Genomic DNA, 22,081 nt, shown 5'->3' with positions numbered 1-22,081 from the left:
CTGATGAACCATTTGAAAGACCTCCACGTGCTGGTGCTGGGCCTCGGTGAATCGGGGCTCGCGATGGCGCGCTGGTGCGCCCGCTTCGGCGCGCAGGTGCGGGTGTGGGATTCGCGCGAAGACCCGCCGCATGCGGCGGCGCTGGCCGAGCACGTGCCTGGCGCGACGCTGTTCTCCGGCCCGCTCGGCAGCGAGCAATTGCAAGGCGTGCAACTGGTGCTGAAGAGCCCCGGCCTCGGGCCGCGCGATCCGCGCGTCGCGCCGCTGCTGAAGCTCGCGTTCGAGACCGGCGTGCTGGTGCAGGGCGAGCTCGACCTGTTCGCGCGTGCGCTCGCCGACCTGAAGGCCGAGCGCGGCTATGCGCCCGGCGTGATCGCGATCACCGGCACCAACGGCAAGACGACGACGACCGCGATGACCTCGCAGCTGATCGCCCGCACCGGCCGCCGCGTCGCGACCGCCGGCAACATCGGCCCGACGATGCTGCAGACGCTGGCCGAGGCGCTGGACGCCGAGCCGGCGCCGCTGGTCGAGCAGCTGCCGGACGAGGCGGCGCTCGACGACATCGCCGAGGCGCCGACGGATCCGGTTGGCGATGCGGTGATCGAGGACGCGGTCGAGGCGATCTCCGAAAACCTGCCCGAAGCGCTGCCGGCCGACGTGACCGGCGACGCCGTGGCGGCGGTGCAGCTCGGTCCGGAGCCGGTGCCCGAACCGGTGACCGAGCCGATCGGTGACGACGTGCTCGACGTCGCGGTCGAGGAGATCGCCGCCTTGCCGCCCGAGGTGCCGGACGACRTCGAGACGCCGATGGGCGGCGGCCCGCCGCCGCACCTGATCCCGCCGCCGCCGCCCGGCCCGGTGTTCGAGGCGCTGCCCGAGGTCTGGGTGCTCGAACTGTCCAGCTTCCAGCTCGACGGTGTGCAGGGCTTCGAGCCCGGTGCCGCGACGGTGCTGAACGTCACGCAGGACCACCTCGACTGGCATGGCGACATGAAGGCCTATGCCACGGCGAAGGCGCGCATCTTCGGCAAGACCGCGGTGATGGTGATCAACCGCGACGACCCGGCGGTCGAGGCGATGGTGCCGGCGCCCACGCCCGGCAAAGGCCGCTTCGCGAAGCCGGTCGAGCGCAGCGTCGTGCGCTTCGGCCTCGACGCACCGAAGCGCCCCGGCGACTTCGGCGTGCTCGACCAGAACGGCATGGCCTGGCTGGTGCGCGCGATGGAGGCCGACGAGACCGCCAAGCCCAAGGGCCGCGGCAAGGGCCCGGTCGAAGAGGAAGAGTTGCACATCCAGCGCCTGATGCCTGCTGATGCGCTGCGCGTGCGCGGCCGCCACAACGCGGCCAACGCGCTGGCGGCGCTGGCGCTCGCGACCGCCATCGGCTGCCCGCTCGCGCCGATGCTGCATGGCCTGCGCGAGTACACCGGCGAGCCGCACCGCGTCGAGTTCGTCGCGCTGGTCGACGGCATCGAGGCCTACGACGACAGCAAGGGCACGAACGTCGGCGCGACGGTCGCGGCGATCAACGGGCTGGGTGCCGACAAGGCGCCCGGCCAATTGGTGATGGTCCTCGGCGGCGATGGCAAGGGGCAGGATTTCGGCCCGCTGCTCGCGCCGGTGCGCCAGCACGTGCGCGCGGTCGCGACCATCGGCCGCGATGCCGAGGCGATCGAGCAGGCGCTGCAGGGCGCCGGCATCACGGTGGAGCGCCACGAGACGCTGCAGGCCGCGACGCGCTGGGCCTTCACGCGCGCCCATGCCGGCGACGCGGTGCTGCTGAGCCCGGCCTGCGCGAGCCTGGACATGTTCCGCAACTACGCGCACCGCGCGCAGGTGTTCTGCGACGAGGTGCGGGCGATCGCCGCGGAAGGGGGCAGCGAGGCATGAGCACCGCGATGGCCCGGTCCGGATTCGACGCGCTGAAGGAGCGGCTGCGCGCGCTGTTCAAGCGCGACGCGTCGGTGCCGATCCGCGACTGGACCGGCGCGTCGGCCAACAAGCCGGTGCAGCTGCAGGGCTTCGACCAGCCGCTGGTGTGGGTGGTGGTGGCACTGCTCGCGCTCGGCATGGTGATGGTGTATTCGGCCTCGGTCGCGCTGCCCGACAACCCGAAGTTCACGCGCTATGCGCCGACGCACTTCCTGGTGCGGCACATCCTGTCGATCGTCGTCGCGCTGGTCGCCGCGGTGGTCGTCGTGCAGCTGCCGGTCAGCCTGTGGGAGAAGTTCGCGCCGTGGCTGTTCGCGGCCTCGCTGCTGCTGCTGGTGCTGGTGCTGATTCCGCACATCGGCAAGGGCGTCAACGGCGCGCGGCGCTGGATCCCGCTGGTGTTCACGAACTTCCAGCCGTCGGAGCTGGCCAAGCTGGCCATCGCGCTCTATGCCGCCAACTACATGGTGCGCAAGATGGAGGTGAAGGAGAACTTCTTCCGCGCGGTGATGCCGATGGCGATCTCGGTCGCGGTGGTGGGCCTGCTGCTGCTGGCCGAGCCGGACATGGGCGCCTTCATGGTGATCGCGGCGATCGCGATGGGCATCCTGTTCCTCGGCGGCGTCAACGGGCGCATGTTCTTCCTGATCACCGCGGTGCTGGTGGGTGCGTTCGTGCTGATGATCACCTTCAGCGAATGGCGGCGCGAGCGCATCTTCGCGTACCTGAACCCATGGGACGAGAAGTACACGCTGGGCAAGGCCTACCAGCTGTCGCATTCGCTGATCGCATTCGGCCGCGGCGAGGTGATGGGGCAGGGGCTGGGCTCCAGCGTCGAGAAGCTGCACTACCTGCCGGAGGCGCACACCGATTTCCTGCTCGCGGTGATCGGCGAGGAACTCGGCTTCATCGGCGTGGCCTGCGTGATCGCGGCCTTCTTCTGGCTGTCGCGCCGGGTGTTCCACATCGGGCGCCAGGCGGTCGCGCTCGACCGGGTGTTCGCCGGGCTGTTCGCGCAGGGCATCGGCATCTGGATGGGCGGGCAGGCCTTCATCAACATGGGCGTGAACCTGGGCGTGCTGCCGACCAAGGGGCTGACGCTGCCGCTGATGAGCTATGGCGGCTCGGCGATCCTGATGAACCTGATTGCGCTCGCGATCGTGGTGCGGGTCGACATCGAGAACCGGCAGATGATGCGGGGAGGGCGGGCATGAGCAGGCACCTCGTCGTGATGGCAGCCGGCACCGGCGGCCACATCATCCCGGGCCTCGCGGTGGCGCGCGAGATGCAGAGCCGCGGCTGGACCATCAGCTGGCTCGGCACCACGCACGGCATGGAGAACAAGCTCGTGCCGCCGAGCGGCATCCCGATGGATGCGATCACCTTCAGCGGCCTGCGCGGCAAGGGCTTGCTGCACACGCTGACCGGCGGCTTCCGGCTGCTGATCGCGTTCTGGAACTGCCTGCAGATTCTGCGCCGGCGCCATGCGAGCGCGGTGCTCGGCATGGGTGGCTACGTCTGCTTCCCCGGCGGGGTGATGGCCTCGCTGCTCGGCAAGCCGCTGATGCTGGTCAATGCCGATGCCTCGCTGCTGATGAGCAACAAGAGCCTGCTGCCGGTGGCCGACCGCATCGCGTTCGGCTTCGACGGCGATGCGGCGCACAAGACCAAGCTGGGCGTCGTGACCGGCAACCCGGTGCGCGCCGAGATCGAGGCGCTGCCGGCCCCGGCCGAGCGCTTCGCCGGCCGCAGCGGCCCGCTGCAACTGCTGGTGGTCGGCGGCAGCCTCGGCGCGAAGGTGCTGAACGACACGCTGCCGCAGGCGCTCGCACTGCTGCCGGCTGACGTCCGCCCGCGCGTCACCCACCAGACCGGCGCCGCGCAGCTCGACACAGTGCTGGCCGCCTACGCCACCGCCGGGGTCGATGCCGAGGTGCTGCCCTTCATCGACGACATGGCTGCGCGCCTGGCCGCCTGCGACCTGATCGTCTGCCGCGCCGGCGCGGTGACGGTCAGCGAGCTGTGCGCCGCCGGCGTGGCGAGCGTGCTGGTGCCGCTGGTCGTCAGCACCACCAGCCACCAGCGCGACAACGCCGAATGGCTCGCGCAACACGGCGCGGGGCTGCACCTGCCGCAGTCCGAACTGAACCCGCAGCGCCTGGCCGACCTGTTGAAGGGCCTGACGCGCGATGCACTGAACACGATGGCGACCAAGGCGCGAGCCCTCGCCCGACCCCACGCCGCCGCGCGCGTGGCGAATGAACTCGAAAGGCTGGTGGCATGAAGCACGCCGTCAAGCACATCCATTTTGTAGGCGTTGGCGGGGCGGGGATGAGCGGCATCGCCGAGATCCTGCACAACCTCGGCTACACCGTCTCCGGCTCCGACCAGAGCGACAGCGCGACCACGCAGCGTCTCGCGTCGCTCGGCATCCGCGTGTTCATCGGCCACAGTGCAGAGCACATCGCCGGTGCCGAGGCGGTCGTCACGTCCACCGCGGTGAAGGGCGACAACCCCGAGGTGATCGCCGCGCGCAGCAAGCGCGTGCCGGTGGTGCCGCGCGCGGTGATGCTGGCCGAGCTGATGCGGCTGAAGCAGGGCATCGCGATCGCCGGCACGCACGGCAAGACGACGACCACCTCGCTGGTCACCAGCGTGCTGGCCGAAGCCGGCGTCGACCCGACCTTCGTGATTGGCGGCAAGCTGAACGCCGCCGGCGCGAACTCGCGGCTCGGCTCGGGCGACTACATCGTCGTCGAGGCCGACGAGTCGGACGCGTCGTTCCTGAACCTGCTGCCGGTGCTGTCGGTCGTCACCAACATCGACGCCGACCACATGGACACCTACGGGCACGACTTCGCGAAGCTGAAGGCCGCGTTCGTCGAGTTCCTGCACCGCATGCCGTTCTACGGCGCGGCCATCCTGTGCGGCGACGACCCCGGCGTGCGCTCGATCATCCCGATGGTTTCGCGCCCGGTGATCACCTACGGGCTCGGTGCCGACGTGCAGGTGCGCGCGGTCGACGTGCAGGCCTTGCCCGGCGGACAGATGCGCTTCACCGTGYAGCGCCGCAACGGCGTCGTGCTGCCCGATCTCGCGATCACGCTGAACCTGCCGGGCGAGCACAACGTGCTGAACGCGCTCGCGGCGGTGGCCGTCGCCACCGAGCTGGAGCTGCCGGACGCGCCACTGGTGAAGGCGCTGGCCGAGTTCCGCGGCGTCGGCCGCCGCTTCCAGCGCTACGGCGACCCGGCCGTGCTGAGCGCCAATGGCGGCGGCAACTTCACGCTGATCGACGACTACGGCCACCACCCGGTCGAGATGGCCGCGGTGATCGCGGCGGCGCGTGGCGCCTTCCCGGGCCGGCGCCTGGTGATCGCGTTCCAGCCGCACCGCTACACCCGCACGCGAGACTGCTTCGAGGATTTCGTCAAGGTGATGGGCCGTGCCGACGCGGTGCTGCTGGCCGAGGTGTATGCCGCCGGCGAGGCGCCGATCGTCGCGGCCGACGGCCGCTCGCTGGCGCGCGCGCTGCGCGTGGCCGGCAAGGTCGATCCGATCTTCGTCGACGACATCACGCAGATGCCGCAGGCGATCGCCGCGCAGGCCCGCGACGGCGATGTCGTGATCGCGATGGGCGCCGGCAGCATCGGCGCCGTGCCGGGCCAGGTGCTCGAACTCTTGAAGGAGGGCGTGTGATGTCCAGCCCCTTGAATCCCGTCGATCCGAAGTCGCTCGGCAAGGTTGCCGTGCTGATGGGCGGCAGCTCCGCCGAACGCGACATCTCGCTTCTGTCCGGCGGCGGCGTGCTGGCCGCGCTGCAATCGCAGGGCGTCGATGCGCACGCCTTCGACCCGTCCGAACGTGAGCTCGCGGACCTGAAGCACGAAGGCTTCGCGCGCTGCTTCATCGCGCTGCATGGCCGCCACGGCGAAGACGGCACGGTGCAGGGCGCGCTCGAACTGCTGGGCGTGCCGTACACCGGTTCCGGCGTGATGGCCTCGGCGATCGCGATGGACAAGGTGATGACCAAGCGCATCTGGCTCGCCGAAGGCCTGCCGACGCCGCGCTACGTGTGGCTCGCGCCCGATCGCCAGGACCGCGCGCAGGTGCAGGCGGTGCCCGATGAACTCGGCCTGCCGCTGATCGTGAAGCCGCCACGCGAAGGCTCGTCGATCGGTGTCAGCAAGGTGGCCGGCTACTCGCAGATGGCCGAGGCGGTCGCGCTGTCGGCCAAGTACGACCCCGACGTGCTGTGCGAGGAGTTCATCGATGGCGCCGAGGTCACCTGCCCGGTGCTCGGCCACGGTGCGGGCGCGCAGGCGCTGCCGGTGATCCGCATCGCCGCGCCCGAAGGCGCCTACGACTACCAGAACAAGTACTTCACCGACGTCGTCAAGTACCACGTGCCGAGCGGGCTCGATGCCGCGCTGGAGGCCGAGATCCAGCGCATCGTCGTGCAGGCCTACCGCACGCTCGGCTGCCGCGGCTGGGGCCGCGCCGACCTGATGATCCGCAAGAGCGACAACAAGCCCTTCCTGCTCGAGATGAACACCTCGCCGGGCATGACCTCGCACTCGCTGGTGCCGATGTCGGCCAAGGCGGCCGGCATCAGCTACGAGCAGCTGTGCCTGCACCTGGCATCGCTCGCGACGCTGGACAGCGCGAAGCCCTGAACACCGATGCGCCAAGCCACCGCACTCCACCGCACACCGGCCGCCGAGCTGCCGGTGGACGTGCGCCTGCTCAACGCCAGCGCATCGGCGCTGTTCCTGCTTGCCGCGGCGCTGTTCGCGGCGCTGGCGATGCTGTGGCTGTCGCGCCAGCCGGTGTTTGCGATCCGCGCGATCCGCGTCGAAGGCGACCTCGCGCGCAACAGCGTCTCGACGATCCGCGCGAACGCGCTGCCGCAGCTGGCCGGCAACTTCTTCACGCTCGACCTGGCGCGCGGGCAGCGCGCGTTCGAATCGGTGCCGTGGGTGCGCCACGCGATCGTGCGCCGGGTCTGGCCGAACCGGCTCGCGGTGTCGCTGCAGGAGCACCGCGCCGCGGCGCTGTGGTCGCAGGACGAAGGCGGCGACAAGCTGGTCAACACCGAAGGCGAGGTGTTCGAGGCCAACCTCGGCGATGTCGAGGACGACGGGCTGCCGACGCTGTCGGGCCCGGACGGCAGCGCCGGCCAGGTGCTGTCGATGTACCGCCGGCTCGCGCCGCTGTTCAAGCGGCAGGAATTCGAGATGGATGCGCTGTCGCTGAGCGGGCGCGGCTCGTGGCGCGCCGAGTTCGACAGCGGCGCCGAGGTCGAGCTCGGCCGCGGCACCGACGACGAGATGCAGGCGCGCGTCGAGCGCTTCCTCGGCACGCTGCCGCAGGTGATCGCGCGCTACCAACGACCGCTGGTCTACGCCGACCTGCGCCACAACGAAGGCTATGCGGTGCGGCTCAAGGGCATCACCACGACGCTGGAGGCTCCGGCCTCCGGCAGACGGAAATGAGAGGGTGACACGGAACATGGCCAAGGAATACAAGGACCTGGTGGTCGGCCTCGACATCGGCACCGCGAAGGTGATGGCGGTGGTGGCCGAGGTGCTGCCCGACGGCGAGCTGCGTGTCGCCGGGCTCGGCATCGCCGCGGCCCATGGCCTGAAGCGCGGCGTGGTCGTCAACATCGATGCGACGGTGCAGAGCATCCAGCAGGCGCTGAAGGAGGCCGAGATGATGGCCGACTGCAAGATCACGCGCGTCTACACCGGCATCACCGGCAGCCACATCCGCGGCCAGAACTCGACCGGCATGGTGATCGTGCGCGACAAGGAGGTCACGCCGATCGACGTGGCGCGCGTGGTCGAGACCGCGAAGGCGATCAACATCCCGAACGACCAGCGGCTGCTGCTGGTCGAGCCGCAGGAGTTCGTGATCGACGGCCACGAGGTCAAGGAGCCGATCGGCATGAGCGGCGGCCGGCTCGAGGTGAAGGTGCACATCGTGACCGGCGCGCAGAGCGCGGCCGAGAACATCGTGAAGTGCGTGCGGCGCTGCGGGCTGGAAGTGGACCAGCTGGTGCTGAACCCGAGCGCGTCCAGCCATGCGGTGTTGACCGAGGACGAGAAGGACCTGGGCGTGGCGCTGGTCGACATCGGCGCCGGCACCACCGACGTGGCGATCTTCACCGACGGCGCGATCCGCCACACCGCGGTGATCCCGATCGCCGGCGACCTGATCACCAGCGACATCGCGATGGCGCTGCGCACGCCGACCAAGGATGCGGAAGAGATCAAGGTCGAGTACGGCGTCGCCAAGCAGCTGCTGGCCGACCCGAGCGAGAACCTGGAGGTGCCGGGCCTCGGCGACCGCCCGCCGCGCATGCTGAGCCGCCAGGCGCTGGCCGGCGTGATCGAGCCGCGCGTCGAGGAGATCTTCTCGCTGGTGCACCAGGTCATTCGCGAGAGCGGCTACGAGGAACTGCTGTCCAGCGGCATCGTGCTGACCGGCGGCGCGGCGGTGATGCCGGGCATGGTCGAGCTCGGCGAGGACATCTTCCTGAAGCCGGTGCGCAAGGGCATCCCGACCTACCACGGCTCGCTGCACGACATGGTGGCGAACCCCCGCTCGGCCACCGTGATGGGCCTGCTCGAGGAGGCCCGGCTCGGCCGTGCGCGCGGTATCAAGGCCGCGCAGCAGGCCGGCTCGGTGAAGACGCTTTTCGGTCGCGCCAAGGACTGGTTCCTCGGCAACTTCTGACACACCACGGAGAACGCGCATGAAGACACGCTCCCTTGCATGCCTCGGCCTCGAACTCCGTGGCAGCAGGTATCCCCCATGAAGAACAACAACACACCAGACGAGGCTCACGTGACTCACCAGAGCCCCACCTCAAAACGGCAACTGCAACAAGGATTGGAGAACACCATGGCCATTGAAATGATCGAAGACTTCGACCTGGGCACGCAGATCAAGGTGATCGGCGTCGGCGGCGGCGGCGGCAACGCGGTCGACCACATGATCGCGCGCGGCGTGCAGGGCGTGGAGTTCGTCTGCGCGAACACCGACGCGCAGGCGCTGAACCGCTCGACGGCCCACCACCTGATCCAGCTCGGCACCACCGGGCTCGGCGCCGGCGCCAAGCCGGAGGCCGGTCGCGCCGCGGCGGAAGAAGCGGTCGACCGCATCCGCGAATCGATCAAGGGCGCGAACATGCTCTTCATCACCGCCGGCATGGGCGGCGGCACCGGCACCGGCGCCGCGCCGGTGATCGCGCGCGTCGCGAAGGAGATGGGCATCCTGACGGTCGGCGTGGTCACCAAGCCGTTCGACTTCGAAGGCAACCGCCGGCTGAAGGCGGCCGACGCCGGGCTGGCCGAACTGGAAGCCAACGTCGATTCGCTGATCGTGATCCTGAACGACAAGCTGCTCGACGTGCTGGGCGACGACGTGACGCAGGACGAGGCCTTCGCGCATGCCAACGACGTGCTGAAGAACGCGGTCGGCGGCATCAGCGACATCATCCACATCCCGGGTCTCGTCAACGTCGACTTCGAGGACGTGAAGACGGTGATGAGCGAGCCCGGCAAGGCGATGATGGGCACGGCCACGGCCGGCGGCCCGGACCGCGCGCACAAGGCCGCCGAATCGGCGGTGGCCTGCCCGCTGCTGGAAGGCATCGACCTGTCGGGGGCGCGTGGCGTGCTGGTGCTGATCGCCGCGGGCAAGGGCAGCTTCAAGCTGAGCGAGAGCCGCAACGCGATGAACACCATCCGCCGCTATGCCGCGGACGATGCGCACGTGATCTACGGCACCGCCTACGACGAGAGCCTGGGCGACCAGCTGCGCGTCACGGTGATCGCCACCGGGCTGAGCCCGGCCAAGCGCGTCGCCGCGCCGATCAGCGTGGTCCACACGCAGGTCGCGCAGCGCACCGGCACCGACAACATCCCGGTGCTGACGCAGCCGGTCAACCCGCCGGGCGGCGCCTCGCACGACTACAGCAGCCTGAGCGTGCCGAGCGTCTGGCGCAACGGCCGCACGGCCGCGGCGAAGGTGGATGCGCTGGCGAGCAATGGGATGGACGAGATCGAGATCCCCGCGTTCCTGCGCAAGCAAGCTGATTGATCTGTTGCAGGTTGGCACTTGCTATCGAGGCGGTAAGGCGATCCAAGCGTGCTTGGGTCGCCCACTGAATAGAATCCGCGGATGCTTGCCCAACGCACCCTCAAGTCCCTGACGCGCGCCGTCGGCGTCGGCGTGCACGGCGGCCAGCGCGTCGAGCTGACGCTGCGGCCGGCGCCGCCCGACACCGGCATCGTGTTCCGCCGGATCGACCTGCCGACGCCGGTCGACATCCCGGTGGCGGTGCTGTCGATCTCCGAGGCGCGGATGGCGACCACGCTGTCGCTGAACGGGGATCCGGGCGCGCCGAAGGTCAACACCATCGAGCATCTGCTGTCGGCCTGCGCCGGGCTTGGCATCGACAACCTGCGGGTCGACATCACCGCCGAAGAGGTGCCGATCCTCGACGGCTCGGCCGCGTCGTTCGTGTTCCTGCTGCAGTCGGCGGGCATCGAGCTGCAGGACGCGCCGAAGCGCTTCATGCGCATCCTGAAGCCGGTGGAGGTGCGCGAGGGCGAGGGGCCGAAGCTGAAGTGGGTGCGGCTCGAGCCGTACAGCGGCTACCGGCTGACCTTCGAGATCGACTTCGACCACCCGGCGGTGAACCAGACCGGCCAGCGCGTGGTGTTCGACATGGGCTCCGGCCACTACAAGCGCGACATCGCGCGCGCCCGCACCTTCGGCTTCACGAAGGATGTGGAAATGATGCGTTCGCGCGGGCTGGGCCTGGGCGGCAGCATGGACAACGTGATCGTCGTCGACGACTACCGGGTGCTGAACTCCGACGGGTTGCGCTACGACGACGAGTTCGTCAAGCACAAGATCCTCGACGCGATCGGCGACATGCAAGTGGCCGGCCACCCGCTGATCGGCGCGTACACCGCGTACAAGTCGGGCCATGCGCTGAACAACAAGCTGCTGCGCGCGGTGCTGGCCGACGCGTCGAGCTACGAGATCGTCAGCTTCGAGGACGAACGCGAAGCGCCGGCGGGTCTCGCCGCGCTGGCCCCGGCGTGGTGACGCCTTTCAACCCCAACCTGCACGCCTGATGGCCATCTTCAGCTGGATCATGCTCGGCTTCGCGGCGCTGCTGCTGCTGGGCAGCGGCATCGCCTGGGGCCTGTTCCTCGCGATGGACGACAAGCACTGGCAGAAGCTGGGCATCAAGGTGTTCCGCATCGCGATGGTGGTGCTGCTGTTCTACGTCAACGCGATGGTCTACCTGCACATCATGCGGGTGTTCCGCGGGGAGCCGCCGGTGGTCGAGGTGGCGCTGCCGAGCGACGATTAGGCGCGCGGTCACACTGCCTGCGCGGGCGCGTCGCGGTGGAACGATGCCGGCAGCATCGCCTGCTCGAGCATCTCGATCGAACGGGCTTCGACGCCGCGTGCCGCGAAGAACTCGCGCCACCCGCCGACCACATCGAGCATCGCGCTGACGATCGCCTTCGCGTCGTCGGTGCCGAGCCCGAAGGCCTCGCACTGCGACAGCAGGTTGTAGAGGCTCGCCGCGCGGCCGAACCGCCCCGCTTCCAGCGCCAGGTCGCGGCGCTCCTGCGACACCATCGGCACCGGCACGATGTCGTAGGCCGGCGAGAGCCGCCAGCCACCCTGCAGCTGCAGCATCGCGTGGTTGCGCGGGTGGTCGTCGTTGTTCGTGACCATCGCGTTGAACACCATCCGGCGGAACAGCTCCCGCCGGTCTTCGCCGCTCTTGACCGACCAGCGGCGCAGTTCGTCGGCCAGCAGCGGATACGACCAGCGCTCGCGGCCGAAGTAGCCGTCTTCCGCATCGAGCACCGTGAGGCCGGACACCAGTCCAAAGCGGGCATAGGCCTGGGCTTGCGGATTCCACTCGCGGTCGAAGCGCTCCAGCATCAGGACATCGTGCGCCCCCACCCGCTCGAGCCGGGTACCGCAGACGCGCAGGCCGGCGGCGTGGGCGAGTTCGAGCGTTGCGTATTCGATGCGCTGGGCGTTGTGCCGATCGCCTTTCTCGGGCAGCTTGGCAAGCCACACCTTGTGGTCGTCTTCGATCGTCACCTTGGGTCGTGCGCCACCCATGCTCGTGCCGGGTTCCAGCGCTTCCAGCACCTCGTGCGGCAAGCGGCCGTCGGCCTCCAGCGCCTGGGCCGCATCGATGAGGGCCTGGAGCTGGTGCGTGCGGTTGAAGGGGCGCCGTGGGGCAGGGGGTTGCACTGTGCGCCCGAAGCTCAGGTTGCCCGCACCATCATCGGGGCCGTTGAGCAGGTATGCCATCTCCGGGATGGACGCCTCGGGTTGCGCCAGCTTCGCCTGGATGACGCGCCGACCCCAGGCATCCGGGCTCGCATCGCGGACCGCGCCGGGAAGACCCTTGAGCTTGGTGAAGCGCTGCGGCCTTGTCGTCAGCGGCAGGTGGAACGGGTCCAGCGGGACCACGTCGCTGCGCTCCAGGTAGCGCCTGCCGTAGGTGAACGTCCCCTCGTGCGAACCAGCACCGAGGCTGCGCACCTTGAGCGACGCACAGGGCACCGTTTCCAGCGCGCCGGGCAGCTGGATGTAGACGTAGCAGGACTGCTCGTCGGCGGCCATGGGTGATCAGAAGTCGTTGTCGTCGGCGACCGGCTGGCGTGCGCGCTGAGGCCGGCGCGCCGCCTCGAGGATCTTGCCGTGCTCGTCGGCATCGGGGTCGGCCAGCGCGGTGGTCGTGCTCATCAGGCCCAGTTTCCAGAGCACCGAGAAGACCGTGCCGATGGTCGTACGCGGATTGCCCTTCTCGAGCGCGTACAGCGTCTTGCGGGTGATGTCGCAGGCCTGGGCCAGTTCTTCCTGGCTCATGCGCCGGCGGATGCGGGCCAGCCGGATGTTCTGCCCCAGCTGCACGACAGCGCTGTCGACCTCAAGAGGTGTCGTGGTGGTGACGGCCATTTTGCTACCCAATAATCGACTTATTGGGTAACACATTACCCATGTAAGCGGTGCTCGTCAAGCAACCTTCGCCGCCAGCCGCCGCGGCTTGTCCATCTGCGCCGACACCAGCACCACCCCGAGCGCCAGCACCGCGACGCCGGCACCGAGCCAGCACAAGTCGGTGAGCGGCCGGTCGGCGGCGATCAGCAGGCCGCCGAGCCAGGCGCCGCCGGCATTGCCGAGGTTGAACGCACCCTGGTTCAGCGTCGACGCGAGGTTGGGCGCGCCGACCGCGGTGTCGAGCACGCGCACCTGCGCGGCCGGGCCGATCGCGAACGAGACGATGCCCCAGACGAACAGCGTCACCATCGCCGGCAGCGCGAACTGGCTGCTCCACGAGAAGCTCAGCTGCACCAGCGCGATGCAGGCGAACAGGCCGGCCATCGCGGGCATCAACCGCCAGTCGGCCAGCCGCCCGCCGAGCAGGCCGCCCACCGTGATGCCGCCGCCGAACAGCATCAGCGCCCAGCTGATCTGGTCGGGCGAGAAGCCGGTGACGTCGCGCAGGATGTAGGCGATGTAGGTCAGCACGCTGAACATGCTGACCGAGGCCAGCGTGCTGATCAGCAGCGCGCACTGCACCTGGAAGCGCGCGATCGCGCGGAACTCGCGCAGGATGCTGCCCTCCTGCGCCGGCAGCGCCGACGGCAGCCAGCGCCACAGCGCGGTGATCGCGACCAGCCCGATGCCGGTGACGGCCCAGAAGGTCGAGCGCCAGCCGGCGGCGTGGCCGAGCGCGGTGCCCAGCGGCACGCCGAGGATGTTGGCGACGGTGAGGCCGGTGAACACCAGCGAGACGGCCTGCGCGCGTTTCTCGTGCGGCACCAGCCCGGCGGCGACCACCGCGCCGATGCCGAAGAACGCGGCATGGCAGAACGCGGTGACGACGCGCGCGACCATCAGGAACTCGTAGTTCGGCGCGATCGCGCACAGCGCGTTGCCGAGGATGAACAAGCCCATCAGCGAGACCAGCGCCCGCTTGCGATGCCACTTGGCGGTCAGGATCGCGAGGATCGGCGCGCCGATCGTCACGCCGAACGCATAGCCGGACACCAGCATGCCGGCCACCGGTGCGGTGACCCCGAAGTCGCGGGCGACGTCCGGCAGCAGGCCCATGATCACGAATTCGGTGGTGCCGATGCCGAAGGCGGCCGCGGCGAGGGCGAGCAGGGGGAGGTTCACGGGGGCGGGTGGACAGCGGGGAGGAAGCCCGAACTCTACGGGATTACCCGCGGCCATGCTGAGGTCCAATACCGGAATGGACTTCCAACATGAAACAGACCAGCGCCTGACCGCCCTCGAGATCAAGGCCAGCTTCACCGAGGACCTGCTCGATGCGCTGAATGCCCTGGTGGCCCGCCAGCAGCAGCAGATCGAGCAGATGGCGTCGCAGATCGCGTTGCTGCGCCAGCAAGGGGCCGGGCAGGACACCGCTGCGTTCCGCAGCCTGCGCGACGAATTGCCACCGCACTATTGAGCGTGGACCGTGAACAAGTACAGGGGAGACTGTCAACGATCGTGAGCCGGCTGGAACGAAGCGCCACGCCCTGACCACACAGCTCCCATCTGCGAAGGGCACGACCCATGCCCGTGGTGGATTGGTCAGGGAGGGAAACCCCACGAAGGGCGACCCGATGAGTCAAGAACGATTCGATGCGCTGCTGGCGCAGCTGTGCAAGGCCTTGCCACGCGATGCGGCGGCCGATGTGAGGGAACGCGGGCTGTTGAGTGTCGATGGCCACGATGTGCTGATCGACCATTGGCCCGACGACGCGTGCCGCATTCTGGTCGACCTCGGGCCGCCGCCGGGAGGCGCGGACAGCGGGTTCTACCGCCGCCTGCTGGCACTCAACCTCGAAGCCGAGAGCGACGCGGTGCCGGTGCTTGGCCTGGAGGCCGACAGCGGCCACATCGTCGCGATCATGCAGCAGCCTTTGGGGGTGCTCGAGCAGGAGAAGGACGGCCTGGCCGACCTGATCGTGCGGCAGTTGCCGGAGTGGATGCCCCACTGGCGTGCCCTGTTGGCGTCGCAAGCTGCCGATGTGCCGGCGGATGCCGACGCACTCGTTGCCGGATGGTTGGAGATGCGGCCATGAGGCAGTCATCCAGCACAAGCGAGAGCAGTTCTCGGCCCAGCTCCATTGAAGTCACGGAGCCTTTGCCTTCATCCGACCTCTTCAAACGCGGTAGGCGGGACTCGGTCTTCAAAGAAAGGCCATCGGGCCTCACAAGAACGTCATCCTCGGGCCGCCAGGGCCGGCCGGCCTTTCGAAGGAACGGGTGGTGCCTGCGTTCGAACTCCCTCGGGAGGGCCAAGCTCGCCTGCGTTCTGAAGCAAGGAAAAGAAGTCGAGTTGCTGCTGCCCACCTTGAAGCCGGGCGGGAATGGGGACGAGCCCAAGAATGCAAGCTTCCTCCCCCCGTTGTATGCCGTGTACAAGGAACGCGCGGGGGAGTATCTCAACAACGAGGGCGGCCTTCTGCGACCGACCCCCGACACCATCCACCCGGGTGATTCCGATCGGCTGGTGCTGTGCGGCCCGCCCATCGACGGTGCTTCGTTGGCCGAGTGGATCCGTTGCGAATGGGCATTGGGCAATGTCGTGGTGCTCTACGTCGCGCGTGCCACCCGCAAGGCGTTGAAAGCGGGCCGCATCGAGTTTGCCCAGGATGGCAGCCTGAAGCTCAAGGCGGACCGCCACGGCAAGATGCCGATCAGCCCCGCGAAGAAACAGCTGGAACAGTGTGGCAAGGTGGTCGACGGGGTGTTGCTGGCACCGGTCACGGCGGTGCAGAAAATGCTGCCGCCCAGGAAGAAGGGCCATACCCAGCGGCCGCTGGGGTCTCCGGTGCCTGCTGCGAATCGGACGAATCACCAGCTGGATTTCATGGCGATGTCGGGGGACCAGGCCTTCAAGACGGCGGTCCTCCCACTGCACGAGCAGCCCGTCGGCGACGGCTTCCCCGACATGTTCAATCTCCCGCTGTCGCTGTACAACGCCGCGAACATCTACAAGAACCGGCAGACGGCGGCCGACAAGGTGTCCACGGCGAAGCTCGAGGTGGTCCTGAACTTCAGGGGCTACATGGATTTCCTGACCAAGCTGGCCCTGAACGAGGAGGACCCCACGCCGGCCGACGCGGAAGCCTTCAGCCGTTGCCGGGAAGCGCTGTGCAACTGGAAGGACACCGCGGGCATCATCGCGGCGTACGCGAAGCGGAAGTCCGCAGACCCGGACAGCGACGAAGACCTCCGGCTGCCGCATGCCAACTCCGCCGAGGCGAACGGCCACGCGTATCGAGGCGTCAACAGCGCCATGGCCAAGGACGTCGTGGTGGCACCCGCCTCCGCGACCGCGAACTTCGCCAAGGGAGCGGCCTACACCGCGGGCGCATCGGAGGTCACCAGCAGCCTCGGCACGGTGGCGGGTGCCGGCAGCCTGGCTACGGGCCTCATCGAGTCCTACCAGGCGCTGGCCGAACGGTCGGGCGCGCGCGCAGACATCGCCCGCTGCAAGCGCGCGATAGCTGCGTTGGATGCATTGATCGACGACGGCGTGTTGACGAACGCGACGTCCGCCGCGATCGCCCGGGCCTGCCAGGGTTTCTTCAAGGACCAGCTGAAACTCGCCCGGAAAAACAAGAATTTCGCGATCGGCCGGGGAGTGAACAGCGTGTTGCGCAGTGGGGGCGGTGTCGTGTCGACCATGGTGCCGGCCCTGAGCATGACCGGTGCCATCACGGCAACGATGTCGGCTACCGTGCTTCCGGTGGTCGGGGCGATCCCGGCCGCGGTGCTGGCGAGTTATTACGTCATGATGGGCTACAAGCTGCACGTCGTGCGCCGCGCGGCGCATCTGCAGAAGCGAGATCAGCAAGACGGTGCCAGCATTGTGCTGAACACGCCCGGGCTCAAGGCGCTCGAACGCGCATTCCTGAACGGCTTCGGTGTGGCCTACGGCGCCGGTGCGCCGATCGGCGGCGACGACGCGTTTGCAGGTGAGCGAGAGCATTTCCATGCCGCAGCCAGTTGCGTATCGCTGGCCGTCGAACTGCTGGCCAACGGCCTTCTCGACGCGGCGCAACAGGCCAGATCCGAGAGCGAACTGAAGGCGAGTGACGCCGCCGCCATCCTGCAGGCGCTCGGCTTCGATCCGCTGCAACGCATCCAGCTCGGGATCAGACTCCACGAGAAGTTTGCGGGCGGAAAAACGCGCGGAGAGGCGCTCAAGCTGATCAAGGAGACGATTTCCCGCACCACCGGGCTGCCGACGATCAAGACGGAGCACGCCCACATCGGCATGTACCGTCAAGGCTTCGAGAACAGTCTCGAAGCATTGCGCGTGGAGAGTTTCCACCAGGCCGATACCACGCGCCTGAAGGAGGATTTCGGGGGCAAGTGCCGTCTCGACGATTTTGAGCAAGCTGCGAAAGCATCGCGTGCGGCGGTGTTCGATCCGATCCACGAGATCCAACTCGACGGGCCACTCATCGAGATGCTGATGTTCGATGCCGACGTGGCGGCGCTGGGCTCGATGGATCCGAAGGCCGAAGAGGAGCCCACTCTGCAGCACCTGTGGTGGAAATATTGGGACGGCAAGCCACGCCTGGACGCGAGCGATCCGCTCCACGCGCGCTACACCCAGGTCCGACAATTCCTGGCGAACCACAAATATGACTGCGTCGCAGACCTGGGCAAGCCCGTTGGCAAGAAGGCACGCAAGGCCTGGGATGACCTGCAGCACAACCTGACGCTGCTGCTGTGCTCACGCGGTCTGACCTGGGGCCAGCGCAAGACCTTGAAGATGCTGCGGGACGGCCCGCACGGTGACGACCGCCTGCTCGTTCGGTTGGACGACAGCGGCGAGGAGGGGTCCGTCTGAGCCCCGGCCGTTCGGCGACAGAATCCGGGCAGCGTGGAAACAGGCCGGCTTTCGCGCCGCGATTCCGGCCTTTGCCGACGGGTGCCCCCGATTCAAATGGGCAGATGCCCTCCACGGCCGCCCAACGCTTCTTCGACGGCACCCGCCACCTCGCCGCGCAGGATGCCGCGAGCGCCGAAGCCTGCTTCCGCGAGGCCGTCGCGATCGAGCCCGAGCTGGGCGAGGCGCACGCCAACCTCGGCTGGCTGGCCGAAGCCGCCGGCCGCCTCGACGAGGCCGAGGCCTGCTACCGCCGCGCGCTCGCGCTGCGGCCGCAGCAGCCCACCATCCACCTGAACCATGCCGCGCTGCTGGCGCGGCTGAAGCGCTTCGACGAGGCGCTGGCCGGCTGCTGGACGGCCGTGCAGCTCGACCCCGAAGCCGCAGCCGGCTGGTCCAACCTCAGCGTGCTGCTGGTGCAGATGGGCCGGCACGACGACGCCGAAGCCTGCTGCCGGCGCAGCCTGTCGCTCGACCCGCACTACCCGAAGGCGCACATCAACCTCGCCTACCTGTGCCTGCGCGACGGGCGCTGGGATGAAGGCTGGTCGCACTACGCCTGGCGCGGCTGGCAGCTCGACCTGGCCGGGCGCGTCACCTGCCCGCGCTGGAACGGCGAGCCGATCGACGGCCGCAGCGTGCTGGTCGGCCTGGAAGGCGGCTACGGCGACATGATCCAGTTCGCCCGCTTCGCCACCACGCTGAAACAGGCCGGTGCGCGCCACGTCACGCTGCTGTGCCCGCCGCCGCTGCTGGCGCTGTTGTCGACGCTGGACGGCGTCGACGAGCTGCTGCCCTCTGACGGCCTGCTGCCGCCCGCGCGCTGGGATTGCTGGACCTCGGCGACCAGCGTGCCGCGTCTCCTGGACACCCGGCCTGACACGATTCCTGCCGCGCAGCCATACCTGCAAGCCGAGCCCGCGGCCGTCGCGCGCTGGCAGGTGCGCTTGGACAAAGCCCTGCCGACGAAAGCGATGCGCATCGGCCTGGTCTGGAAAGGCAACCCCGCGTTCGAGAACGACGACGAGCGCTCGCTGCCGGCGATCGACCTGCTGGCCCCGCTTGCCGCGCTGCCCGGCGTGCAGTTCGTCAGCCTGCAGAAGGGCGCCGGCGAAGACGAGGCCATGCGCGGGCCGGTCGCGCTGCACTTGGGCGGCGAGATCGAGAGCTTCGCCGACACCGCCGCCATCATGCAGGCGCTCGACCTGGTGATCTGCGTCGACACCGCCGTCGCCCACCTCGCCGGCGCGCTCGGCAAGCCCTGCTGGGTGCTGCTGCCGCACCAGATGACCGACTGGCGCTGGCTCACCGCGCGCGACGATTCGCCGTGGTACCCGGGCACGCTGCGGCTGTTCCGCCAAGCCGCAAGAGGTGACTGGGCACCGGTCATTGCGGAGCTGGGCGAGGCATTGCGTGGGCTATCCTCGCCGGACCATGCCGTCCCAGCCGATCACCAGCACACCGATCCCTGAAGTCGTCGACCTCGACGACGAGACGCTGCGCCGCGAGGTGCTCGCCGGCGCCCGCCCGACCATCCTGCGCGGTCTCGTGAAGCACTGGCCCGCGGTGCGCCACGGCCTGGCCTCGCCGCTGGCGCTCGCGCAGTACCTGGCCGACCACGACAACGGCAGCCAGGTGCAGGCGGTGATGACGCCGCCCGACCAGCATGGGCGCCTCTTCTACAACGCCGACATGAGCGGCTTCAACTTCATGCGCAACCAGCTGCCGCTGTCGACGGTGCTGGAGCAGGTGCTGCGCTACTCGGCCTTCCCGAACCCGCCGGCGGTCGCGGTGCAGAGCTCGCCGATCCCCGACTGCCTGCCCGGTTTCGTCGACGAGAACCCGCTGCCGCTGCTCGGTGGGCGGATCGTTCCGCGCATCTGGCTCGGCAACGCGATCACGACGCCGGCGCACTTCGACGAATCGAGCAACATCGCCTGCGTGGTGGCCGGCCGGCGCCGTTTCACGCTGTTCCCGCCGGAGCAGATCGGCAACCTGTACATCGGTCCGCTCGATCACGCACCGACCGGCACGCCGATCAGCCTGGTGAACTTCGCGGCGCCCGATTTCGAACGCTTCCCGAAATTCCGCGACGCGATGGCCGCCGCGCAGGTGGGCGAGCTCGCGCCGGGCGATGCGATCCACATCCCGGCGCTGTGGTGGCACCAGGTCGAATCGCTGGCCGGCTTCAACATGCTGGTGAACTACTGGTGGCGCGGCGCGCTGGCGGTCGACGACCCGCTGCCGTCGGCGCTCGACAGCCTGCTGCATGCGCTGCTGTGCCTGAAGTCGCTGCCCGCCGAAGAGCGCCGCGGCTGGGGCGCGATCTTCGAGCACTACGTGTTCGATGCGCAGCGCGACGCGGCGGCGCACATCCCGCCGAACCGCCGCGGCTCCCTCGGCGAGATGACGCCCGAGCTGCGCGAGCGGCTGCGGGCGCTGCTGAAGGAACGGCTGCGCTGAGCCGGGCCGTCAGCGCCCGGTCCCGCGCGCCCGCAGCGTGAAGAAGAAGCTCGCGCCCTTGTCCTTCTCGGCCGCGACCCAGATCTCGCCGCCGTGCTTCTGGACCACGCGCCGCACGATCGCGAGGCCGACGCCGGTGCCGGGAAACTCCGACTCCCGGTGCAGCCGGCGGAACGGCTCGAACAGCTGCTGCACGTAGGCCATGTCGAAGCCCGCGCCGTTGTCGCGCACGCAGTAGACGAGGTGGCCGTCCTTCTGCGCCTCGGCGCTGAACGAGACCGTCGCGTCGCTGCGCTTGCTGGTGAACTTCCAGGCGTTCGACAACAGGTTCTCGAGCGCGAGCCGCAGCAGGCCGGCGTCGCCGTCGGCCATCAGGCTCGTGTCGATGTCGACGCGCACGCTGCGCTGCGGCCACGCCGTCTGCAGCGTGTTCAGGATGTCGCGGGCCATCGCGCCGACGTGCACCGACTGCACGCGCACCTGGGCGCGCGTCACCTTCGACAGGCCGAGCAGGTCCTCGATCAGCGTGTTCATGCGCTGCGCCGCGACCAGGATGTTCTGCGCGAACAGCAGTGGCTGGCCCTGCAGCGGCGGCACCGTGTCGGCCAGCAGCATCTCGCTGTAGCCCTGCACCGCCCGCAGTGGTGAGCGCAGGTCGTGCGAGACCGAGTAGCTGAAGGCCTCGAGCTCGCTGTTGGCCTCCTGCAGCTCGGCGGTGCGCTGCTGCACGCGGCGTTCCAGGTTCTCGTAGACCGCGACGTTCTCGAACGCCAGCGAGCTGCAGTCGGCCAGCGCCTGGATCAGCTGCACCTCGTCGGGCGTCGCCTCGTGGGCGTTCGCCCAGTAGTTGCCGATCACGCCGATCGGCGCCTCGGCCCGGATCGGCACCATCACCAGGCTCTTCACGAAGGTCGGCCGGTAGGCATCGTGCGGAATGCGCGGGTCCTGGTAGATGTCGGGAATCGCGACCGACTGCCGGTTCAGCATCGCCCAGCCGCTGATGCAGGAGTCGAGCGGGAAGCGGCTGCCCTTCCAGAGCGGGCCGATCGCGTCCTCGTCGACGTAGTGGCAGAAGTCGCCTTCGCGCATCACGACGGTGGCGCCGTCGGCCTGGTTCAGCTCGCGTGCGCCGCGCCGCACGATGCGCACGATGGCGTCGGTGCTGCGCGCGAGCGACAACTCCTTCACCAGGTCGACCAGCAGCGCGCGCCCGCGCGTCAGCGCCGCCAGCCGCTCGGCCTCGCGCGCATCGTGCAGCCGGCGCAGCGCGCTCGGCAGGCGGAACAGCTGGTCCTTCGGGACGTAATCGGTGGCACCGGCTTCCAGGCAGTGCTCGGCCCAGCGCGGGTCGGTGTTGCCGCTGACGAAGATGAACGGCATGCCGGGGCGGCGCTGCCGGGCGACTTCCAGCGCCTGCAGGCCTTCGATGCCGGGCACCCGGTTGTCGGAGAGGATCGCGTCGAAGCGGGTGTTCTCGATCGCGTCGAAGAACTGCTCGCTCGAACTGACGGTGACCCAGTGGGACTGGATGTCCAGCCGCGCCACCTCGCGGTGCACCAGCTCGGCGTCGAGCGTGTCGTCCTCCAGGTGAAGGATCTGCAAGCCTTCCATGTCGTGCACCTCCGTGATGTGCTGTCCGACGGGATGGTAGCGAAGCACGGCACACTGTGCGGCTGCGGTTGAGAACAATGCCGCACGAAATAA

Annotated in this window: 19 protein-coding genes; 15 read left to right on the top strand and 4 right to left on the bottom strand. The window is 69.0% G+C overall.

Features of this window, described 5'->3' with window-relative positions:
- Positions 1-3: 3 nt before the first annotated feature.
- The 10 genes from murD (at position 4) to ACXJLU_RS03480 (ending at position 11,332) form a co-directional block, all read left to right on the top strand.
- The gene (gene murD / locus ACXJLU_RS03525) at positions 4-1,893 is read left to right on the top strand and encodes a UDP-N-acetylmuramoyl-L-alanine--D-glutamate ligase (RefSeq protein ID WP_457329093.1); all 1,890 of its coding nucleotides are present in this window, start codon (positions 4-6) and stop codon (positions 1,891-1,893) included.
- A gap of 8 nt (positions 1,894-1,901) precedes the next feature.
- Entirely contained in the window at positions 1,902-3,149 is a 1,248-nt protein-coding gene (ftsW, locus tag ACXJLU_RS03520) for a putative lipid II flippase FtsW (RefSeq protein ID WP_457329092.1), read from the top strand.
- A complete protein-coding gene (murG, locus tag ACXJLU_RS03515) occupies positions 3,146-4,219 on the top strand; it encodes an undecaprenyldiphospho-muramoylpentapeptide beta-N-acetylglucosaminyltransferase (RefSeq protein ID WP_457329091.1) in 1,074 nt (357 codons plus the stop codon). The genes ftsW and murG overlap by 4 nt, the downstream gene beginning before the upstream one ends.
- A complete protein-coding gene (murC, locus tag ACXJLU_RS03510; RefSeq protein ID WP_457329090.1) occupies positions 4,216-5,634 on the top strand; it encodes a UDP-N-acetylmuramate--L-alanine ligase in 1,419 nt (472 codons plus the stop codon). The genes murG and murC overlap by 4 nt, the downstream gene beginning before the upstream one ends.
- Complete coding sequence (locus tag ACXJLU_RS03505; RefSeq protein ID WP_457329089.1) at positions 5,634-6,611, top strand: D-alanine--D-alanine ligase; 978 nt, start codon at positions 5,634-5,636, stop codon at positions 6,609-6,611. Before murC ends, ACXJLU_RS03505 begins: the two co-directional genes overlap by 1 nt.
- A 6-nt stretch (positions 6,612-6,617) precedes the next feature.
- Positions 6,618-7,430: a cell division protein FtsQ/DivIB gene (locus ACXJLU_RS03500; protein WP_457329088.1), complete on the top strand. Its 813-nt coding sequence runs from the start codon at positions 6,618-6,620 to the stop codon at positions 7,428-7,430.
- Between the two features lie 16 nt (positions 7,431-7,446).
- Complete coding sequence (ftsA, locus tag ACXJLU_RS03495) at positions 7,447-8,676, top strand: cell division protein FtsA (protein ID WP_073468251.1); 1,230 nt, start codon at positions 7,447-7,449, stop codon at positions 8,674-8,676.
- Between the two features lie 168 nt (positions 8,677-8,844).
- Positions 8,845-10,044 (top strand): cell division protein FtsZ, encoded by a 1,200-nt coding sequence (gene ftsZ / locus ACXJLU_RS03490; RefSeq protein WP_073468250.1) that lies wholly within the window; start codon positions 8,845-8,847, stop codon positions 10,042-10,044.
- Positions 10,045-10,125: 81 nt separating this feature from the next.
- A complete protein-coding gene (gene lpxC / locus ACXJLU_RS03485) occupies positions 10,126-11,061 on the top strand; it encodes a UDP-3-O-acyl-N-acetylglucosamine deacetylase (RefSeq protein ID WP_047505748.1) in 936 nt (311 codons plus the stop codon).
- Between the two features lie 28 nt (positions 11,062-11,089).
- Complete coding sequence (locus tag ACXJLU_RS03480; RefSeq protein ID WP_457329087.1) at positions 11,090-11,332, top strand: hypothetical protein; 243 nt, start codon at positions 11,090-11,092, stop codon at positions 11,330-11,332.
- An 8-nt stretch (positions 11,333-11,340) separates the two neighbouring features.
- Here ACXJLU_RS03480 and ACXJLU_RS03475 read toward each other — a convergent pair whose 3' ends face one another.
- Genes ACXJLU_RS03475 through ACXJLU_RS03465 form a run of 3 tightly spaced genes read right to left on the bottom strand, consistent with a single transcriptional unit; the run spans position 11,341 to position 14,175 of the window.
- Entirely contained in the window at positions 11,341-12,615 is a 1,275-nt protein-coding gene (locus tag ACXJLU_RS03475; protein WP_457329086.1) for a type II toxin-antitoxin system HipA family toxin, read from the bottom strand.
- 6 nt (positions 12,616-12,621) lie between these two features.
- Positions 12,622-12,951, bottom strand: coding sequence for a helix-turn-helix transcriptional regulator (locus ACXJLU_RS03470; protein WP_073468247.1), 330 nt, complete (start codon positions 12,949-12,951; stop codon positions 12,622-12,624).
- 57 nt (positions 12,952-13,008) lie between these two features.
- Positions 13,009-14,175, bottom strand: a complete 1,167-nt coding sequence (locus ACXJLU_RS03465) for an MFS transporter (protein WP_457329085.1) — start codon at positions 14,173-14,175, stop codon at positions 13,009-13,011.
- Positions 14,176-14,251: 76 nt separating this feature from the next.
- Here ACXJLU_RS03465 and ACXJLU_RS03460 point away from each other — a divergent pair, with 76 nt between their 5' ends.
- From ACXJLU_RS03460 to ACXJLU_RS03440, 5 genes are all read left to right on the top strand, one after another.
- Positions 14,252-14,470: a SlyX family protein gene (locus tag ACXJLU_RS03460; protein WP_457329084.1), complete on the top strand. Its 219-nt coding sequence runs from the start codon at positions 14,252-14,254 to the stop codon at positions 14,468-14,470.
- A 157-nt stretch (positions 14,471-14,627) separates the two neighbouring features.
- Positions 14,628-15,089, top strand: a complete 462-nt coding sequence (locus ACXJLU_RS03455) for a CesT family type III secretion system chaperone (RefSeq protein ID WP_457329083.1) — start codon at positions 14,628-14,630, stop codon at positions 15,087-15,089.
- Positions 15,090-15,346: 257 nt separating this feature from the next.
- Positions 15,347-17,875, top strand: a complete 2,529-nt coding sequence (locus ACXJLU_RS03450) for a hypothetical protein (protein ID WP_457329082.1) — start codon at positions 15,347-15,349, stop codon at positions 17,873-17,875.
- A 104-nt stretch (positions 17,876-17,979) separates the two neighbouring features.
- A complete protein-coding gene (locus ACXJLU_RS03445; protein ID WP_457329081.1) occupies positions 17,980-19,386 on the top strand; it encodes a tetratricopeptide repeat protein in 1,407 nt (468 codons plus the stop codon).
- Positions 19,349-20,377 (top strand): cupin-like domain-containing protein, encoded by a 1,029-nt coding sequence (locus ACXJLU_RS03440; protein WP_457329080.1) that lies wholly within the window; start codon positions 19,349-19,351, stop codon positions 20,375-20,377. The genes ACXJLU_RS03445 and ACXJLU_RS03440 overlap by 38 nt, the downstream gene beginning before the upstream one ends.
- A gap of 9 nt (positions 20,378-20,386) precedes the next feature.
- On the opposite strand, the gene ACXJLU_RS03435 is transcribed toward ACXJLU_RS03440, so the two are convergent.
- Complete coding sequence (locus ACXJLU_RS03435; RefSeq protein WP_457329079.1) at positions 20,387-21,988, bottom strand: sensor histidine kinase; 1,602 nt, start codon at positions 21,986-21,988, stop codon at positions 20,387-20,389.
- Between the last annotated feature and the right edge of the window lie 93 nt (positions 21,989-22,081).

The organism is Rhizobacter sp. P5_C2, from assembly GCF_054049715.1.
The sequence above is the reverse complement of the archived record's forward strand: the minus strand, read 5'-3'. Positions and strand labels throughout refer to the sequence as shown.

Coding starts and splice junctions, on each gene's coding strand:
- ACXJLU_RS03440 (WP_457329080.1), top strand. CDS start 19,349: ATGCCGTCCCAGCCGATCACCAGCACACCGATCCCTGAAGTCGTCGAC.
- ACXJLU_RS03470 (WP_073468247.1), bottom strand. CDS start 12,951: ATGGCCGTCACCACCACGACACCTCTTGAGGTCGACAGCGCTGTCGTG.
- ACXJLU_RS03460 (WP_457329084.1), top strand. CDS start 14,252: ATGGACTTCCAACATGAAACAGACCAGCGCCTGACCGCCCTCGAGATC.
- ftsA (WP_073468251.1), top strand. CDS start 7,447: ATGGCCAAGGAATACAAGGACCTGGTGGTCGGCCTCGACATCGGCACC.
- ACXJLU_RS03475 (WP_457329086.1), bottom strand. CDS start 12,615: ATGGCCGCCGACGAGCAGTCCTGCTACGTCTACATCCAGCTGCCCGGC.
- ACXJLU_RS03445 (WP_457329081.1), top strand. CDS start 17,980: ATGCCCTCCACGGCCGCCCAACGCTTCTTCGACGGCACCCGCCACCTC.
- ACXJLU_RS03455 (WP_457329083.1), top strand. CDS start 14,628: ATGAGTCAAGAACGATTCGATGCGCTGCTGGCGCAGCTGTGCAAGGCC.
- ftsZ (WP_073468250.1), top strand. CDS start 8,845: ATGGCCATTGAAATGATCGAAGACTTCGACCTGGGCACGCAGATCAAG.
- murG (WP_457329091.1), top strand. CDS start 3,146: ATGAGCAGGCACCTCGTCGTGATGGCAGCCGGCACCGGCGGCCACATC.
- ACXJLU_RS03500 (WP_457329088.1), top strand. CDS start 6,618: ATGCGCCAAGCCACCGCACTCCACCGCACACCGGCCGCCGAGCTGCCG.
- ACXJLU_RS03505 (WP_457329089.1), top strand. CDS start 5,634: ATGTCCAGCCCCTTGAATCCCGTCGATCCGAAGTCGCTCGGCAAGGTT.
- lpxC (WP_047505748.1), top strand. CDS start 10,126: ATGCTTGCCCAACGCACCCTCAAGTCCCTGACGCGCGCCGTCGGCGTC.
- ftsW (WP_457329092.1), top strand. CDS start 1,902: ATGGCCCGGTCCGGATTCGACGCGCTGAAGGAGCGGCTGCGCGCGCTG.
- ACXJLU_RS03480 (WP_457329087.1), top strand. CDS start 11,090: ATGGCCATCTTCAGCTGGATCATGCTCGGCTTCGCGGCGCTGCTGCTG.
- ACXJLU_RS03435 (WP_457329079.1), bottom strand. CDS start 21,988: ATGGAAGGCTTGCAGATCCTTCACCTGGAGGACGACACGCTCGACGCC.